Source organism: Hymenobacter monticola (assembly GCF_022811645.1).
GTDB classification, from domain to species: Bacteria; Bacteroidota; Bacteroidia; order Cytophagales; family Hymenobacteraceae; genus Hymenobacter; species Hymenobacter monticola.
Map to the genome: position 1 here is coordinate 2,813,827 of NZ_CP094534.1, position 16,834 is coordinate 2,830,660.

The 16,834-nt window shown below is 63.9% G+C and carries 13 protein-coding genes; 8 read left to right on the plus strand and 5 right to left on the minus strand.

Going from position 1 to position 16,834, the window contains the following annotated elements; translation table 11 throughout:
- Nucleotides 1–20: 20 nt before the first annotated feature.
- The 4 genes from MTP16_RS11770 to MTP16_RS11785 form a co-directional block, all read right to left on the minus strand.
- Nucleotides 21–758 carry a Hint domain-containing protein gene (locus MTP16_RS11770; protein WP_243508667.1) on the minus strand — a complete coding sequence of 246 codons (738 nt, stop codon included), beginning with the start codon at nucleotides 756–758 and terminating at the stop codon, nucleotides 21–23.
- Nucleotides 759–767: 9 nt separating this feature from the next.
- Complete coding sequence (locus tag MTP16_RS11775) at nucleotides 768–2,309, minus strand: FAD binding domain-containing protein (RefSeq protein ID WP_243508669.1); 1,542 nt, start codon at nucleotides 2,307–2,309, stop codon at nucleotides 768–770.
- 132 nt (nucleotides 2,310–2,441) lie between these two features.
- Nucleotides 2,442–2,918, minus strand: coding sequence for a nucleoside deaminase (locus tag MTP16_RS11780; protein ID WP_243508671.1), 477 nt, complete (start codon nucleotides 2,916–2,918; stop codon nucleotides 2,442–2,444).
- Nucleotides 2,919–3,118: 200 nt separating this feature from the next.
- Nucleotides 3,119–4,042, minus strand: a complete 924-nt coding sequence (locus MTP16_RS11785) for a hypothetical protein (protein ID WP_243508673.1) — start codon at nucleotides 4,040–4,042, stop codon at nucleotides 3,119–3,121.
- Between the two features lie 124 nt (nucleotides 4,043–4,166).
- Between MTP16_RS11785 and MTP16_RS11790 the strand changes: the two genes are divergently transcribed.
- From MTP16_RS11790 to MTP16_RS11815, 6 genes are all read left to right on the plus strand, one after another.
- Entirely contained in the window at nucleotides 4,167–4,661 is a 495-nt protein-coding gene (locus MTP16_RS11790; RefSeq protein ID WP_243508676.1) for a redoxin domain-containing protein, read from the plus strand.
- Nucleotides 4,662–4,802: 141 nt separating this feature from the next.
- Complete coding sequence (locus MTP16_RS11795; RefSeq protein WP_243508678.1) at nucleotides 4,803–6,371, plus strand: T9SS type A sorting domain-containing protein; 1,569 nt, start codon at nucleotides 4,803–4,805, stop codon at nucleotides 6,369–6,371.
- Nucleotides 6,372–6,474: 103 nt separating this feature from the next.
- Entirely contained in the window at nucleotides 6,475–7,584 is a 1,110-nt protein-coding gene (locus MTP16_RS11800) for a glycosyltransferase family protein (RefSeq protein WP_243508681.1), read from the plus strand.
- 175 nt (nucleotides 7,585–7,759) lie between these two features.
- Entirely contained in the window at nucleotides 7,760–9,814 is a 2,055-nt protein-coding gene (locus MTP16_RS11805; protein ID WP_243508682.1) for a peptidylprolyl isomerase, read from the plus strand.
- Between the two features lie 92 nt (nucleotides 9,815–9,906).
- A complete protein-coding gene (locus MTP16_RS11810; protein ID WP_243508684.1) occupies nucleotides 9,907–10,722 on the plus strand; it encodes a mechanosensitive ion channel family protein in 816 nt (271 codons plus the stop codon).
- Between the two features lie 208 nt (nucleotides 10,723–10,930).
- Nucleotides 10,931–14,167, plus strand: coding sequence for a PAS domain-containing hybrid sensor histidine kinase/response regulator (locus MTP16_RS11815; protein ID WP_243508686.1), 3,237 nt, complete (start codon nucleotides 10,931–10,933; stop codon nucleotides 14,165–14,167).
- Between the two features lie 129 nt (nucleotides 14,168–14,296).
- On the opposite strand, the gene MTP16_RS11820 is transcribed toward MTP16_RS11815, so the two are convergent.
- Complete coding sequence (locus MTP16_RS11820) at nucleotides 14,297–14,638, minus strand: cupin domain-containing protein (protein ID WP_243508688.1); 342 nt, start codon at nucleotides 14,636–14,638, stop codon at nucleotides 14,297–14,299.
- A gap of 168 nt (nucleotides 14,639–14,806) precedes the next feature.
- Between MTP16_RS11820 and MTP16_RS11825 the strand changes: the two genes are divergently transcribed.
- Entirely contained in the window at nucleotides 14,807–15,640 is an 834-nt protein-coding gene (locus tag MTP16_RS11825) for a serine O-acetyltransferase (RefSeq protein WP_243508690.1), read from the plus strand.
- Nucleotides 15,641–15,724: 84 nt separating this feature from the next.
- Complete coding sequence (gene cysK / locus MTP16_RS11830; RefSeq protein WP_243508692.1) at nucleotides 15,725–16,645, plus strand: cysteine synthase A; 921 nt, start codon at nucleotides 15,725–15,727, stop codon at nucleotides 16,643–16,645.
- Nucleotides 16,646–16,834: the final 189 nt, after the last annotated feature.

Genomic DNA, 16,834 nt, shown 5'->3' on the forward strand with positions numbered 1-16,834 from the left:
CCTCCTTTTTGGAGAGGGGGTCAGGGGGTGAGGTTGACGCGGAGGGCGACCTTGCTTTTATCTCCTTCGACTCCTACAGCCAGTCCGTTTGCGAAAAATAGGCTGCCCCGGCTCAACCGGGTGATGGTATAAGTGGTGACTCCGCACGCTGTCAGCGCGGTGACATTGCGTAGAGTTGCTGGGATAAGCCGGCCCGACCCGCTGAAAGCCAAGCAGCTGTCGCCGGGGCGCAGAAGCAGAGCCGCCCCGTAGGCGTACCGCGCCATGGTCAATTCCGGCGCCAACGAAGCCCAGCCACCGTTGTTCACCCAAAACGGATGGTCAGCCGTTGCCGTCACGGTTCGGCCATCGGCGAATGCGAGGCGGCGTAGCGAGTCGTGAACGACGGTGGCAAGGGCTTCCACCTGCACGGTGTCAAGGACGTCCGTTGCCGGGTTCCAACTCAGCACCGCTTGCCCCACGCGCAACTCCTTGATGGTGCACGTGGTGCCACCAGGCAAGCTGATGCGGGTATCGGCTGGAAAACAGCATCCTCCTATCCGCAATTCTGCACGGCTCTTTTTAGCCAATCGAAGGGGCGTCACTTTTTCAACTGCCTTTCCAATGGGGCGGGTACGCCGGTTTACCCAGCGGCCAAATTTTCCTGGAGGCTGATTAGCTGCGGCGGCTACTTCAGCCTCGCACGGCGCAACAGCGGCCTGCAATGATTCCTGTAGCAGTGAGCTGCTCAGCGCAAGGGGTATAAGTAATGATTTCACAGCCATAAATTACAACAATTCATCCACCGCCAGCTCCGGCGCAAACTGTAGGAAATGCGCCCACAGCAGCTGCCGCAGCAAGAGCCGCTTGTAGTCGCTGGTGCCGCGCACATCGGAAATCGGGCTGATTTCGGCTTGCATCACTTCGTTGGCCGCCGCCACGGTTTCGGCCGTCAGCTCGCGGCCTTGCAGGAAGGCGCTGGTGCGGGCCAGGTACAGCGGCACCGGCCCCACGCCGCCAGCCGATACGCGGGCGGCTTGGATGAGGCCGTTTTCGACCCGCAGCCAGGCGGCGGAATTCACGCTGGCAATATCGAGGTGGGTGCGCTTGGATACTTTTTCGAAGTGGAAGAAGTCGCCGGCCAGCGGGGCGGGGAAGCTGATTTCCGTCACCTGCTCGTCGGCCGCTTTCGCCAGCTTTTTGTAGCCGAGGTATAGGTCGGGCAGGGCCAACTCGCGGGTGGCGCCGGCGGCATCAAGTAGCATGATGGACGCGCCCAGCGCCAGGAACATAATAGTGAGGTCGCCAATGGGCGAGCCGTTAATGAAGTTGCCGGCCACGGTGCCCATGTTGCGGATGGGCGTGCTCGATACCAGTTTAAGATAATGCGGCAGGTTGGGCAACAGGCCGCGCATCATGTCCGATTCGAGCAGCTGGCTGGCGGTGGTGGCGGCGCCCAGCACCACGCGGCCCGTGGTTTCGTGGCGGATGCCGCGCCGGCCGGGCTGGTCGAAAATCAATCGCACGCCGGGCTGCTCACGCAGCTCTTCGAGGCGCTGCACCAGCAGGTCGGTGCCGCCGCCCAGCAGCGCGTGGGCAAATGGTTTGGTGGTGCCTTCGTGGCCGTGGTCATTCTGATTTTGGGCGTGGCCGTTGGGCGAGGTCGACACCGCGCCGCCGTTGATGTGGGCTGTGGCCGAAGCTGCTGTTGCTGCTGAAGCTTCCGGCGCATTGGCTTCAGCGGGCCGCAGCCGGGCCAGCTTGGCCGGAACATCAGCAAAGTAGCCGGGGACGAACTGCTTCTCGCTGAGCCAGGCCAGGGCGTTTCCCATCGGGCGCTGCGCCAATTCAGCCGTGAGCTTAGCGGCGGCGCGCTCCAAAGATTTGTAGCCTGTGCAGCGGCAGATGTTGCCATCGATGGCCGCGATGGTGCTTTTCTCGGTGGCGGGCGCACTGCTCAGGCTGTGGCCCGTCAGCGACATCACGAAGCCCACCGTGCAAAAGCCGCACTGCGAGCCGCCTTCGTCCACTATGGCCTGTTGCACGGGCGTGAGCTGGTTGCCGGCCGCGTTGATGCCTTCTACTGTCACAATGTGCTTGCCTTGGGCATTGCCCAGCGGCGTGAGGCAGCTGGTCATGCTCTGGTAGTTCACGGTCTGGCCATCGGGGGCCAACTCGCCCACCAGCACGGTGCAGGCGCCGCAGTCGCCCTCGCGGCAGCCGATTTTGGTGCCCTTGAGCTGCTCGTGGTAGCGCACGAAATCGAGTAGCGCGCTGGCCGGGGCCTCGCTGGTGCGAATGGGCTGGTCGTTGAGGTAGAATTCAATCATGGTTGATGCTTTGGTACGTCTGTCATCCTGAGCGTAGCGAAGGACCTTATCACGGCCGCGCCAGTGGAATTACTGCAAATTGTGCTGGCGTGATAAGGTCCTTCGCTGCGCTCAGGATGACAGACGTTCTTGTTAGTACTCCGTCTTGCCTGCCAGTTCCGTCCACGCTTTAAAGCCAGCTAGAGCCTCGTCGCGCAACAGCTGCGTCATGGGCAGCTTGCGGCTGTCCATGGGCTGGTCCAACTCTTCGTAGATGAACTGGTCGTCGAAGCCAATGGCAGCCGCGTCGGCTTTCGTGTTGCCGTAGAACACGCGGCGGGGGCGGGCCCAGTAGATGGCGCCCAGGCACATGGGGCAGGGCTCGCAGCTGGTGTAGAGGTCGCAGTCGTCGAGCTGGAAAGTGCCGAGCTCCTTGCAGGCCTTGCGAATGGCGTCGACCTCGGCGTGGCAGGTAGGGTCGTGGGTGCTCGTTACCTGGTTGAAGCCGCGGGCAATGATGCGCCCGTCCTTCACCACTACCGCGCCGAAAGGGCCGCCGTGCCCGGCCTGCATTTTCTCAATGGACAGGCGAATGGCTTCGCGCATGAATTCGGGGTTGGGAGCTTCCATAGGGTGGGAGAGTGGCGCGGCCGAAGCGGCTTAAAGTTTTGAAAAACGGGCAACAAAGAAAGCCATAGAATAGCAGATTCGCAGCGACTGACCTGGCCAGCCCAAAGTGTGTAGCGCTAACACGCAAAAGGCCGGGGCGGTGCCACGCTTCTAAAAGTCGTGGCACCGCCCCGGTCTATTCTGTTTTCTTACCCCATTACTTATTTATTGAAGTTGGGAATGCGGAGTTGTAAGCCCAGCGAAGGCACTACCGTCACCCCGCTCAGCGAAGTGGTCTGGCCATTGAGCAGGGCAAAGTCGCCGTAGTTCTGGTAGAAGAGCGACACAGCCGGAATCACGTAGAAATACCGGTAGCCGAGTTTGAGGTTGACGAAGCCGCCGAAAGAAGAGAAGCTGCGGCGCTGCAGCGGCAGCTCCGGCACTTTCACCGAGCCGGTGTAGATTTTGTCGGGTGCGAAGCCGTAGCTCACCCAGCTGTGGGCGTACACCAGGCCGTAGCTGATGGCGCCAATTTCTTCTTCGGCCCCGAAGGAGTTGCTGAACGTGAGCGGGATGAGCAGGTCGTTGCGGGTGGCCCGGAAGTTCAGCAGCGAGTTGATGTCGGACAGGAAAGGGATGCTGGGCAGCTTGGCGCGCTGGGTGGCAAACTGCAGGCCCAGGCTGGCGTAGGTGGTGCCGGTGGTGGCGCCGGCGCCGGGGTTTTCGGGGGTGCCGGTGGGGCCCAGCAGCTGGTAAGCGGCATCGAAAACGTGTGAGCCGAAGGCGTACTTGTAGCCCGCGTCGAGGCGGGGCACGATGCCGTAGCGCACGTTCAGGTCGGCGGTGGGCTGCACGGGGTCGAGCACGTAGGCCAGGGCGGCGGCCTGCAGCTGGGTGGTGGCGTCGGTGTAGTCGACTTTTTGCTGCGTAACAGCTTGGGCGGCGGCCTCCTTCACGGCGCTGCCCACCTTGCTGAGCGAAGCACTGGCCACGTTGAAGCCCTGGTTGTAGCCCACCCGAAACTCGCCCTGCGGCGTGACTTTGCCGGTGGCCACAATGGCGCGCGGGGCGGTGCAGGAGGTGGCCAAGAGCAGGGCCGAAGCGGCCAATACGCCAGCAGGAGTGAGGAGAAAAGAGGTTTTCATAGAAGGCAACATTAGCGGAAATGCGCTAAAAACGAAAATCAGGCCGAAAACGCCGGAACCCGGCACCGGGCCGCTGTGTCTGGTTAGCATCCTGGCTTTCACGGCTGTTGTCCTATCTTCGCGTATGCCGCTGCTTTACTTGCTATTCAGTTATTTAAGCGCCTGGCTGTTGGGGCCGACGCCGCGGGCCACGGTGTACGTTTTTCTGGCCGATACCTGCCCCATCAGCCAGGCCGCTACGCTGCCTTTGCGCGAACTGCACGGGCAGTACGCGGCGCAGGGCATCCGGTTCGTGGGCGTGTTTCCGGCGGCCGACGCCACACCGGGTGCGCTGGCTGCCTTCGGCAAAACCTACCAAATTCCCTTCCCCCTGCAAGCCGACCCTGGCCATCAGCTGACTAAAAAACTGCACGCTCACGTGACGCCCGAAGCCGTGGTGCTGGCCCCCGACGGCAAAACCACGCTCTACCAGGGCCGCCTCAACGACGCCTACGCCGGGCTGGGCCAGCACCGCCCCACCACGCGCCACCACGAGCTGGCCGATGCCCTGGCCGCCGTGGTGGCCGGCCGCCCGGTGGCCGTGCCCCGCACCGAGCCGGTGGGCTGTTTTATTGAGTAGATTTGAAGATGATAAAAGGTTAATAAAAAGGCCGTCATGCAGAGTGCAGCGAAGCATCTTTACTGCGCTACCAAATCAAATTACTATTGCGGTAAAGATGCTTCGCTGCGCTCTGCATGACGTTCAAAATCGATTTTTAATATGAAATACCTCTTCTCCTTTTTTCTCCTCGCTGCCCTGCTGGCCGGGCCCCGCGCCCAGGCCCAGACCGGGGCGCAGGTCACGTTCAGCCAGCACATTGCGCCGCTGGTGTACCAGCACTGCACGCCCTGCCACCGCACGGGCGAAGTGGCACCGTTTCCGCTTACCAACTACGCCGAGGTCAGCAGCCACGGCCAGACCATCAAGTACGTGACGGGCACCAAATACATGCCGCCGTGGAAGCCCGACGCCAACTACCGCCACTACCTGGACGAAAACACCCTCACCGCTATCGAAATCCAGCAAATCCGGGATTGGGTGGACAACGGCATGCCGCAGGGCAATGCCGCCCAGACGCCGCCGGTGCCTACTTTCCCCAGCGGCTCGCAGCTGGGCACGCCCGATTTGGTGGTTCCGATGGCGCAGAAGTTCACGCACCAGGGTAACGGCCAGGACATGTACCGCATTTTCGTGCTGCCCGTGAACCTGCCCGCTGACCGCGACATCGCGGCCATTGAATTCCGGGCCGGCAACAAGCGCATCGTGCACCACGTCATCATCGGCATGGATACCACGCGGCAGGCCCAGGCCCTCGACGCGGCCGACCCCGGCTACGGCTACACCCGCTTCGGCGGCTTCGGCTTCAGCCCGCTGGAAGAAGTGTTTGGGGCCTGGGTGCCGGGCATGCAGGCGCGCTTCTACCCCACGGGCATGGGCAAAAAGCTCTACCGCCGGGCCTCGCTGCTGCTGCAGGTGCACTACGGCCCCAACTTCGTGACGCAGACTGACTCGTCGGTGGTGAACATCTTCTTTGCCCGCCAGCCCGTTACGCGCTTCGTACAAACGCTGCCGGCCATCTCGCCCCAGGTCCTCACCAACGGACCGTTTGTGATTCCGGCCAACCAGGTGAAAACCTTCCACGCCCAGCTCATCGTGCCCGTTGACGCCACCGTGCTCAGCGTGTCGCCGCACGCCCACTTGCTGAGCAAAAGCTGGAAGGTGTGGGCCGTGAAGCCCAACGGCGACACCATCCGGCTGGTGAAAATCAACGATTGGGACTTCCGCTGGCAGGGCACCTACCGCTTCACCGGCCTGCAGCGCATCCCGGCCGGCTCGCGCCTCATGGCCGATGCTACCTACGACAACACCGCCAACAACCCGCGCAACCCCAACACCCCGCCCCAGCCCGTGACCTGGGGCGAGAGCACCACCGCCGAAATGCTGCTCACTTACTTCGAACTGCTGCCCTACCGGGCGGGCGACGAGAACATCGTCCTCAGCACCCTGCCGGGCGTGGCCACCACCCCCGGTACCGTGCAAATGGCCGTGTTCCCCAACCCCAGCAGCGGCAGTGCCGCCGTCAGCTTCCAGCTCGGCAAGCCCGGCCCCGTCACCGTGTCGCTGCTCGACGCCACGGGCCGCGTGGTTCGGGTGCTGACGCGTGAAAAAGCGTACCCGGCGGGCCCGCAGCAGGTGCCGCTGCCGCTGGAAAACGTAGCGGCTGGCATCTACTTCGTGAAGCTGGAATCGAACGAAGGGACGCGCAACGAGAAGCTGGTAGTGAAGTAGAATTGTTCTGGCGGGCGCCTCCCCCCCCGGCCCCCTCTCCTTTGGGAGAGGGGGCCGGGGGGGGAGGCGCCACGTCTGCGCGGGTCTGCACATCTTTGCGCCCATGAACATCCTATACGGAGTGCCCGGCGAGGGCCTGGGCCACGCCACCCGCAGCAAAGTCGTCATTGGCCACCTGCTGGCGCAGGGCCACCAGGTGTGCGTGGTGAGCAGCAGCCGCGCCTACAAGATGCTGGCCGCCGCCTTTCCGGGCCGGGTGCATGAAATTCGGGGCTTTCATTTGGCCTACAATGGGCTGGCCGTGAGCAAGCTGCGCACGGCCGCCCTCACGCTGCGCACCGCGCCCGAAGACCTGCGCATCAACTTCGCCAAGTACCGCGAGCTGCTGTGCGACTTCGAGCCCGAGGTGGTGGTGTCGGATTTTGAATCCTTCACTTACTTGTTTGCCAAGCTGCACCGGTTGCCCGTGGTCAGCATCGACAACATGCAGATTATCAGCCGGGCCAAGCTGAACGTGACGGTGCCCAAGGCCGAGCGCGGCAACTTCAACCTGGCCAAAAGCATTGTGCGGGCCAAGCTGCCGCACAGCCGTCACTATTTCGTGACGACTTTCTTCGACCTTCCCCTGCAAAAGGAGCGCACCACACTGGTGCCGCCCATCATCCGGCCTGAAATCCTGGCGGCCCGGCCCACCAAGGGCCAGCACGTGCTGGTGTACCAGTCGGCCACCACGCAGCAAAACCTGGTGCCCCTGCTGCAGCAGCTGCCCGACCAGGAATTCCGCGTCTATGGCTTCAACAAGCAGGAAAGCCATGGCAACGTGCAGCTCTGCGCCTTCTCCGAGGCCGGCTTCATTGTCGACCTCGCCAGCGCCCGCGCCGTGGTCACCAACGGCGGCTTCTCGCTCATTTCGGAGGCCGTGTTTCTACACAAGCCCGTTTGCGCCATTCCCATTCCCGCGCAGTTCGAGCAGTGGCTGAACGCGGCCGAAGTGGAAAAAATGGGCTACGGGCGCCATTTCGAGGCCATCACGGCCGACAACCTGCGCGCTTTTCTATACGGCCTGACTGATTTTGAGAAAGCGCTGGCCGGCTATCAGCAGCAGGGCAACGAAGTGCTGTTTGCCCGGCTCGACGAGGAGCTGAAGGATATCAGCCGCCACCACCTGCCGGCTGAGCCCGCAGCGCAGGAAGCTTCCTGGGGCGGGGAGTAATCGAAGGACGTATTCCCGGTTCGACGGCGCAGCCGTCCGACCGGTTGTCGCGAGAACGATTGCCGTTGCACGATGACGTAGGGGGAGCACTTAGCGGCGCACTTGACAACCGGCCGGACGGCTGCGCCGTCGGACCGGGGCCAATTCGCTCCGAACTTCGCGCTACATTTACCGCATGCCCCACCGCTCCCTTCGCTGCTGGCCGCTGCTGTTGCTGCTGGCCGCCTGCACCCGCACGCCCCACCCCAGCGCCGGCCTCGCCAACAAATACCACGACGCCACCATCCGGCAAATCGGCACGGCGCAGGACGAGCGCAACACGCCCGCGCTGCTGCCTTTTCTAAGCAATGCCAACCCCAGCTACCGCCGCGAAGCCGCCCTGGCCTTCGCCTCGGTGCAGGCGCCGGCCGCCTTACCCGGCCTGCTGCCGCTGCTGCGCGATGCCGACCCCGAAGTGCGCCGCGCCGCGGCCTACGCCCTGGGGCAAATCGGCGACAGCACGGCCGTGGATACCCTACGGGTGCGCGTGCTGAAGGAAAACGACCCCGTGGTGCGGCGCTACGTGCACGAGGCGCTGGGTCGCACCGTCACGCGGCGTAGCCTGCCCGAACTCTGGCGCGTCGAAACCCTGACCGATACCGCCCGGGCCGCCGCCCTGGCCTGGGGCCTGAGCCGAGCCGCCCTGCGCGGGCTGACTTCGCCGGAAAGCATCCGGCGCACGGTGGCCGTGCTGAACTCACCCAAGCTACCCATGCGCGGTCGGCTGGCGGCCGTGGTGGGGTTGTCGCGCACGCGGGGACTCGATGCCGATTTGCAGCGGCTGGCCGGTGCCACGCTGATGCGGGTGGCGCAGAAAGACCGGTCGTATGCCGTGCGCGCGGCTTCGGCGGCCACGCTGGGCAAGCTGGCGACGCTTGGGGCGGCACCAACTGCTGGTGCCACTGCAGCAACTCCGGTGGCCTCCGCAACAGCGCCGGGCAACGGCAGCCCCGCAGCGGTGCTGGCCCGGCTGGCCACCAAAGATGCCGACTACCGGGTGCGACTGAGTGCCATACGGGCCCTGCCGTTTGGTGCCGAAACCTATGCAGTGAGCCGCAAAGCCGTGTTCACGGCGCTCAACCGCGACCAGCCGGCTGTGGCCCTCACGGCGGCCGAGTGGCTGCTGGCCCACGCGAAAGGGGAAAATGGCGCGGCGCTGGCTGCCTTGGCCGATGGCAACAAGCAGGCCTCGCCGCGGGTGCGGGCCGCTTTGCTGCAAGCGGCCGTGCGCCACGCCAGCCCGGCGGCCCGGCCCAGCCTGGTCGAAACGCTGCAAAAGCGGTTCAACGCGGCCGCTGATGCCTACGAAGGCTCCTTCCTGATTCAGGCCATGGGCGAAGACCCGACGGCGTTCGACTTCGTGCGGACGCAGGCATTTGCGCCCCAGCAAGTGCCGGTGGTGGCCGGGGCGGCCACAGCGGCCCTGCTGGCCATGCGCCGCAACCCTGATTTCCCGGCGGCCCGGCAGGCCGATTTTGCTGCGGCCATGCGCCAGGCACTGGCCGGCGGCGACGTGGCCCAACTCGGCACCGCCGCCGAAGCCTACGCCGATGCCAAGCTCTTCCCCGAGCCCCAGCCGGCCGATGTGGCGGCCCTGCGCCAAGCCCAGGCCAAGCTGCGCCTGCCCCGCGAGATTGAAGCCTGGCAGGGCTTGCAGCAGGCCCTCGACAAACTGGAGAAGAAGGCTACACCCACGCCCTCGCCCGTGGCCACGGCCCAGCAGCACCCCATCGACTGGGCCGTGGTGCAGAGCGTGCCGCTGGGCCAGCAGGTGCGACTGCGCACCAGCAAGGGCATTATTCTGCTCGAATTGAAGCCAAATGAGGCGCCCGGTGCGGTGGCCAGCTTTGTGGCGCTGCTTAATGAGCATTTCTACGACAACCTGTTTTTCCACCGCGTGGTGCCCACTTTCGTGGCCCAGGGCGGCGACCCGCGCGGCGACGGCAACGGCAGCGCCCCCTACAACCTGCGTTCCGAGTTTGGCGACCTGCGCTACCAGGAAGGCAGCGTGGGCCTGGCCTCGGCCGGCAAGGACACCGAAAGCTGCCAGTTTTTCATCACCCACACGCCCACGCCGCACCTGGATGGGCGCTACCCCATCTTTGCCCAAGTGGTAGGCGGGATGGACGTGGTGCACAAGCTCGACATCGGCGACCGGATTTTGGGCGTGGAGTTGGTGAAGGGACTATAGATTTACGGCGCGTGATGCCGAGCGCAGCCGATGCGTGACCGTTTCACTCTCGCCACCCAATACTTTCTACTCAGTTCTGACTTCTCCCATCCATGAATCAAGTTGCTACCTACGCCCAACAACTCCAAACCCTCGTTATTCTCTACTTGCCGCGCGTGCTCATGGCCGTGGTGGCGCTGGTGGTGGGTTGGTGGCTCATTGGCTGGGCCAGCCGGCTGATTGCGGCGGCCACCGCCCGGCTGGACGTGTCTTTGGCGTCGTTTCTGACCAGCCTGGTCAACATCGTGCTCAAAGTGCTGCTGCTCATCACAGTCGCGGGCATGGTGGGATTCGAGACGACGTCGTTCGTGGCCATTCTGGGAGCAGCGGGCCTAGCGGTGGGGCTGGCCTTGCAGGGCACGCTGGCCAACTTCGCGGGCGGGGTGCTGATTCTGATTTTTAAGCCCTACGTGGTGGGCGACACCATTGAATCGCAGGGCAAGTCGGGCGAGGTGAAGGAAATCCAGATTTTCAACACCATCCTCGTGACGGCGCAGGGCGACACCATCATCCTGCCCAACGGCGCCACCTCCAACAACGTCATCATCAACAAAACGGCCCAGAACAAGGCCCTGGTGGAAATTGTGGCCGAAGTCGACAACAACACCAAGCTCGATGAGCTGCGCGCCTGGGCCGTGCCCCTCATGCAGGCCGATGAGCAGGTGCTTGATATGCCCGCGCCGCAGGTGGTGGTGACCGGCCTCAAGCCCGGCGGCATGACGGTGGCCTTCCGCGCCTACACCGCGGCCGGCCAGAACGGCGGCGCTCAGAGCCGCCTCATCGAGCAGCTGCAGCAGGGGCTGTCCCGGCAGGGCGTGGGCAGCCCGGTGCCGGTGCAACACAGCTACGTGCGCAATCTGCCGAATTGAGGGCGGGCTCAGGGCCGGGAAACGTGCTTTGCGACGCGGAACCGGCACCTGCCTTGAGGCAGCGGATAGAGGGGCAAATCCGCTGCCGCGCTTTGCGCGTATTCCGCTATGTGCGCGTAACCGTTAGGGTTGCGCATCGGGGCCCGATTTGAGTTGCACGAAGCAGGGCCGCCCCTGTTTTGAGCAGTACCTAGCATCTATCATCGCCATGACCCCAGCAGAGCTAGAACACGCGCTGGCCGAACAGCAAGCGGAAAACGCAATCCTGCGTTCGGCCCTGGCCGGGACCGGCATCTCGCCGGGCCTGCCGGCCCCGGCCCTGCCCCGCCAGCAAGAGTTGCTGCAGCTGATGCAGGAGATGTATACGGCCGTGGTGCTGACCGACACCGAAGGCCGAGTGGCGTGGGTGAACAAAGGCTTTACCACCCTGTGCGGCCTGGAGCCGCACCAGGTGCTGGGGCGGCGGCCAGCCACGCTGCTCCGCCCGAATCTGGACGACGAAAAGACGCTCGCATACATCAGGGAAAGCCTGGCGGCGCAGCTACCGTTTCATTATGAAGTGCGCAACCCCGGGCCTGCTGCCACCGGCTGGATTCGGGTGAAGGTGCAGCCCCTGCGCAACGAGCGGGGCGAGGTGGTGATGGCCGGGCTGCTGGAGGATATTTCGGAATGGAAAGAAATCCAGTCGAACCTGGCCGACAGCGAAAACCGGTTCCGGGCGCTGGCCGAAAACGTGCCCGGCGTGCTCTACGAGTGGCGCAAGAACCTCGACGGCAGCTTTCAGTTCATCTACGTCAGCCCCAAGCTGCGGGAGATATTTGGGATGCGGCGTGAGGAACTCGAGCGCATTCCGGAGTTCATTCACCCCGACGACCGGGCCGGGTTTATGCAGTCGATGGCCGAGGCCACCGGGGCTCGCAAGCCGTGGGCGTTTGAGGGGCGGGTAGTGGTGCCGGGCCAGCCCCTGCGCTACCTGCAGGCCAATTCAATGGTGACCGGCGTCGATGCCGCGGGTGTTATCTACAGTGGCATCCTGCAGGACGTTACTGCCTTGAAGCAGGCCCAAACCGCCCTGCGCGAAAGCAACCTGCGCTGGCACCTGGCCGTGGAAGGCTTTGGCGATGGCACCTGGGAGCGGGACCTGCGCACCAATGTCTCGTTTTATTCGGCCGACTACCGGGCCATGCTCGGGGGCTACACCGAGGAAGAGTTTCCCAGCGACCATAGCAGCTGGCTCGCCCACATCCACCCCGACGACCTGGAGCACACCATGCGCACCGCCTCGGCGTGCATGCGGGGCGAAACAAGGCTGATGACCGCCGAATTTCGGATGCGCTGCAAGGACGGCAGCTATAAATGGGTGCTGAGCCGCGCGCTCGTCACCAAGCGCGGGCCCGACGGCGAGCCCCTGATTCTTACAGGCACGCACACCGATATTTCGGAGCTGAAAAAGGCCCAGGCGGCGCTGGATGCATCCAACCACCGCCTGTCGGCCGTGCTGTCGAACTTCCACGAGGGCGTGGTGCTGGAAGACGAAAACCGGCGGATTGTGCTCACCAACCAGGCATTTGGGCGCCTGTTGGGCGTGCCTACACCTCCGGCCGAACTGGCGGGGCGCGAGGGCATCGCGCTGGCCGAGGGGGCGCGCGACTTGATGCGCCACCCCAACCAGTACGTGGCACGCATCACGGCCCTGCTGCGCCGCCGCCGCCCCGTGGTGGGCGACGTGCTGACCCTGCGCGACGGCCGCATTTTGCAGCGCGACTTTGCCCCGATTTACGACCAGCACCACTACATCGGCCACTTGTGGAAATACGAGGACATCACGGCCCGCACCCGCGCCGAGGAAGACCTCAAGCGCCGCGAGGAAAAATACCGCGGCATCATCGAAAACATGTCGCTGGGCTTGGTAGAGGCCGATTTGGACGACCACCTGCTCTACGCCAACCAGAGCTTCTGCGACATGACCGGCTTCTGCACCGACGAGCTGCAGGGGCACAAGCTCTCGCCGCTGCTGCTCACGGGCGACGATTTGGAACTGGTGGAAAGCAAGCTGCAGTCGCGCCAGCAGGGTATTTCCGACTCATACGAAATAGCTGTGACCACCAAAGGCGGCGAGGTGAAGTGGCTGCTGGTGAGCGGGGCCCCGCTCTACGACGACGACCAGCAACTGGTGGGCTCCATTGGCATCTACCTCGACGTGACGCCCCAGAAACACCTCGAAACCAGCCTGCGCGAGGCCAAGGCCCTGGCCGAAATCAGCACCCGCGCCAAGCAGGACTTCCTGGCCAACATGAGCCACGAAATCCGCACGCCCATGAACGCCATCCTGGGCATGAGCCAGTTGCTGGCCAAAACCGAGCTCAGCTCGCCGCAGGCCAGCTACCTGCACGCCATTACGGCCTCAGCTGAAAACCTGCTGGTCATCATCAACGACATTCTGGACCTCTCCAAAATTGAATCGGGCCGGCTGGCCGTTGAGAAAATCGGCTTTAGTGTGTGCGGGGTGTGCGAGCAGGTAGAAAAAACCCTGCGCTACAAAGCCGCGGAAAAAGGCCTCGATTTTGTGACACAGTGCGACCCGGCTATGCCCGCCGTGCTACTCGGCGACCCCTACCGCATCACGCAAGTACTGCTCAACTTGGCCGGCAACTCCGTAAAATTTACCGAGCGGGGCACCGTGCATACCTCCTGCGCACTGCGGGGCCTCACGCCCGGGGGCGAGGCCATCGTGGAATTCACGGTGGAAGACACCGGCATCGGCATCGACGCCGAGTACCTGGCGCGGGTATTCGACGAGTTCAGCCAGGAAGATTCGTCGGTGACGCGCAAATTCGGCGGCACCGGCCTGGGGCTGGGCATCAGCAAGAAACTGGTGGAACTGCTGGGCGGCGAGCTGCACATCGAAAGCGAGAAGCACCACGGCACCACCAGCCGTTTCGTGTTGCACCTGCCCGTGGGCACCGGGCACGACGTGCCCCGGAAGGAAGGCATCGACGTGACTGGTTTGCAGCATGCCCTGCGCGGCAAACGCGTGCTGCTGGTCGAAGACAACGTGTTCAACCGCATGCTGGCCTCTGTTTTTCTCAGCAATGCCGAGCTGGAAGTGGTGGAAGCCAACAATGGCGAAGCCGCCGTGGAATTGGTCCGCTCCCAGCCTTTCGACCTGATACTAATGGATGTGCAGATGCCCATCATGAACGGCTACGAGGCCACCCTGCTCATCCGGCAGGCGCTGGGACCGGCGGTGCCCATCATTGCCCTCACGGCCAACGCCATCCAGGGCGAGCGCGAAAAATGCCTCGCCGCGGGCATGAACGATTACATCACCAAACCCTTCCAGGAAGCGTCGCTGGTGAAAATGGTGTGCGACTGGATGCTGGGCCCGCTGAAGCCGCAGGCGGCGGCGGGGGAGGAGAAGCGAATAACACTAGAGGAAAAATAAACAACAACGCCTGTCATCCTGAGCGCAACGAAGGACCTTATCACGCTTGAACGAGTTGTTCTGGCTTGATAAGGTCCTTCGCTGCGCTCAGGATGACAGGCGATTTGCAGGCCCCTAAACGAGAGCGCCTTACTTGTCCTCCCGCCCGTGCACCTGCGCCGGGGGCGAAGTGGCTTCCACAGCCGTAAAGGCTTCGAGGATTTTATAGGTATGCTCGGCGTCTTTGGGCACCACCCAGGAGTTGCCGGGCTCGAGCAGCACCATTTGGCCGGCCAGGTGGAACTCGGCGCGGCCGCTGAGCACGTAGCCCACGGTTTCGTAGGGGCGGGTGGCGGGGGCTTTAGCCTCGCCGGGCTGCTCGTTTTCCCACATGCGCATGGCCACGGACTTGCCCGAGGCGAGGTGTTTTTCGCCGTCGGCGCCTTTGGGCGAGTGCTGCGAATCGACTTTGATGATGGTGGTATCGGCCATGAGATGGTTGGATTAAGAAAGGGGAGAAGTATCTTTTGGCCGGAAGCCGTGCGGCCGCCGGCCTTTTTCCTAACGGCCAACTTAGCTCCGCCGTTGCTGCAGCGTCCGAAAACCTTCGCCGGCCGGTCTGGTTGGTTTCCTCTGTTCGTCACCTCTTTTTCTGTTCCTGTGCTTCCCGAATCTTTTGCTGCCGAGCTGGCCCAGGCCCACGCCTCCGTGCCCGACGCCCTGCCCGGCGCCGCCTTCTGCGACCTGGCCGACGGCCTGCTGGCGCTGTTGTTCCCTTACCGGGCCGAGCGGCCCCTGCCCAACGTGGACGTAGTGGCCGCCGAGCTCTACCACTTCCGCTCCGAGCTGGCCGCGCTGCTGGCCAAGGTGCCCCAGCTGCCGGCCCCCGCCGCCGAGCTGGCCAACGAGTTCGCGGCCCAGCTGCCGGCGTTGCGGGCCGCTTTGCTGCGCGACGCCACCGCCATTCTGGCCAGCGACCCCGCCGCCCTGGGCCTGGCCGAAATCATCGGCTCTTATCCCGGCTTCTACGCCACGGCCCTCTACCGCATTGCCCACGCCTTGTATGAGCGCGGCCTGCCCCGCCTGCCGCGCCTGCTGAGCGAGCACGCCCACCAGCGCACGGGCATCGACATTCACCCCGGCGCGCAAATCGGCCCGGCCTTCTGCATCGACCACGGCACGGGCCTCGTCATCGGCGAAACGGCCATCATCGGCGCCAACGTGCAGATTTACCAGGGCGTGACGTTGGGCGCCATGAGCGTGACCAAGGGCCTGCAGGGGCAGAAGCGCCACCCCACCATCGAAGACCATGTGGTGATTTACGCCGGGGCTACCATTCTGGGCGGCAGCACGGTGGTGGGCGCGCACAGCGTCATTGGCGGCAACGTGTGGCTGACCGAGAGCGTACCCTCGCACTCGCGCGTGTACCACCGCGCCCACATCAACATTTCCCGCTCCGTGGACCCCGCCGCGGAGCTGGTGTTTTCTATTTAATAAGAAGAACGGAACGCCATGCAGCGCACAGTGAAGCATGACGTTCCCATAACTCGCCATTTCACCAACTCACTATTTCACCGAATGAAAGCCAATACCATTCTCGATACCATTGGCAACACGCCGCTGGTGCGCCTCAACCGCCTGTTTGCCAACCGCCCCGATGTAGAGGTGTGGGTGAAGCTGGAACGCGCCAACCCCGGCGGTTCCATCAAAGACCGCATTGCCCTGAGCATGATTGAGCAAGCCGAGCGCGACGGCCTGCTCACCAAAGACAGCTTGATTGTGGAGCCCACCTCCGGCAACACCGGCGTGGGCCTGGCCCTGGTGGCCGCCGTGAAAGGCTACAAGCTGACGCTGGTGATGCCCGAGAGCATGAGTATCGAACGCCGCCGCCTCATGGCGGCCTACGGCGCCAACCTGGAGCTCACGCCGCGCGAAAAAGGCATGAAGGGCGCCATTGAGAAAGCCCAGGAGATTGTGAAAAACACGCCTGGTGCCTGGCTGCCCATGCAGTTCTCCAACCCCGCCAACCCGAAAATCCACGCCGAAACCACGGCCCAGGAAATTCTGCGCGACGCGCCTGAGGGCTTCGACTTTCACATCACTGGCGTGGGCACCGGCGGCCACATCACGGCCGTGACGGAGGTGCTCAAGCCCCACTTCCCCAGCATGAAAACCTTCGCCGTAGAGCCCGAGGCCTCGCCCGTCATCAGCGGCGGGGCGCCGGGGCCGCACCCCATTCAGGGCATCGGGGCCGGCTTTATTCCCGACAACCTGCACGTGAACGTGCTGGACGGCGCCATTCAGGTAGGCCAGCAGGAGGCGTATGAAATGACGCGCCGCGCCGCCCGCGAGGAAGGCCTGTTCGTGGGCGTGTCGTCGGGGGCTTCGCTGGCGGCCATTGCCAAAAAGCTGCCCGACATGCCGCAGGGCAGCCGCGTGCTTACCTTCTGCTACGATACCGGCGAGCGGTACCTGTCGGTGGAAGGCTTGTTTGTGTAGCAAAGTGTTATCGTTGTAGAAAGAACGAGAGGCCGCCCCTAATGGAGCGGCCTTTTTTCGTGTGGGTTCAAAAAAACGCAGCAGCCCTGGGAGGGGGGGAGCAGAAATTAGCTGCTGGCTCAGCTGCACGCAAGTTTTTCTGCGCGTGCTACTTGCCTGCCTGGCTTGCCTGCCTGACCTTTGGTCTTA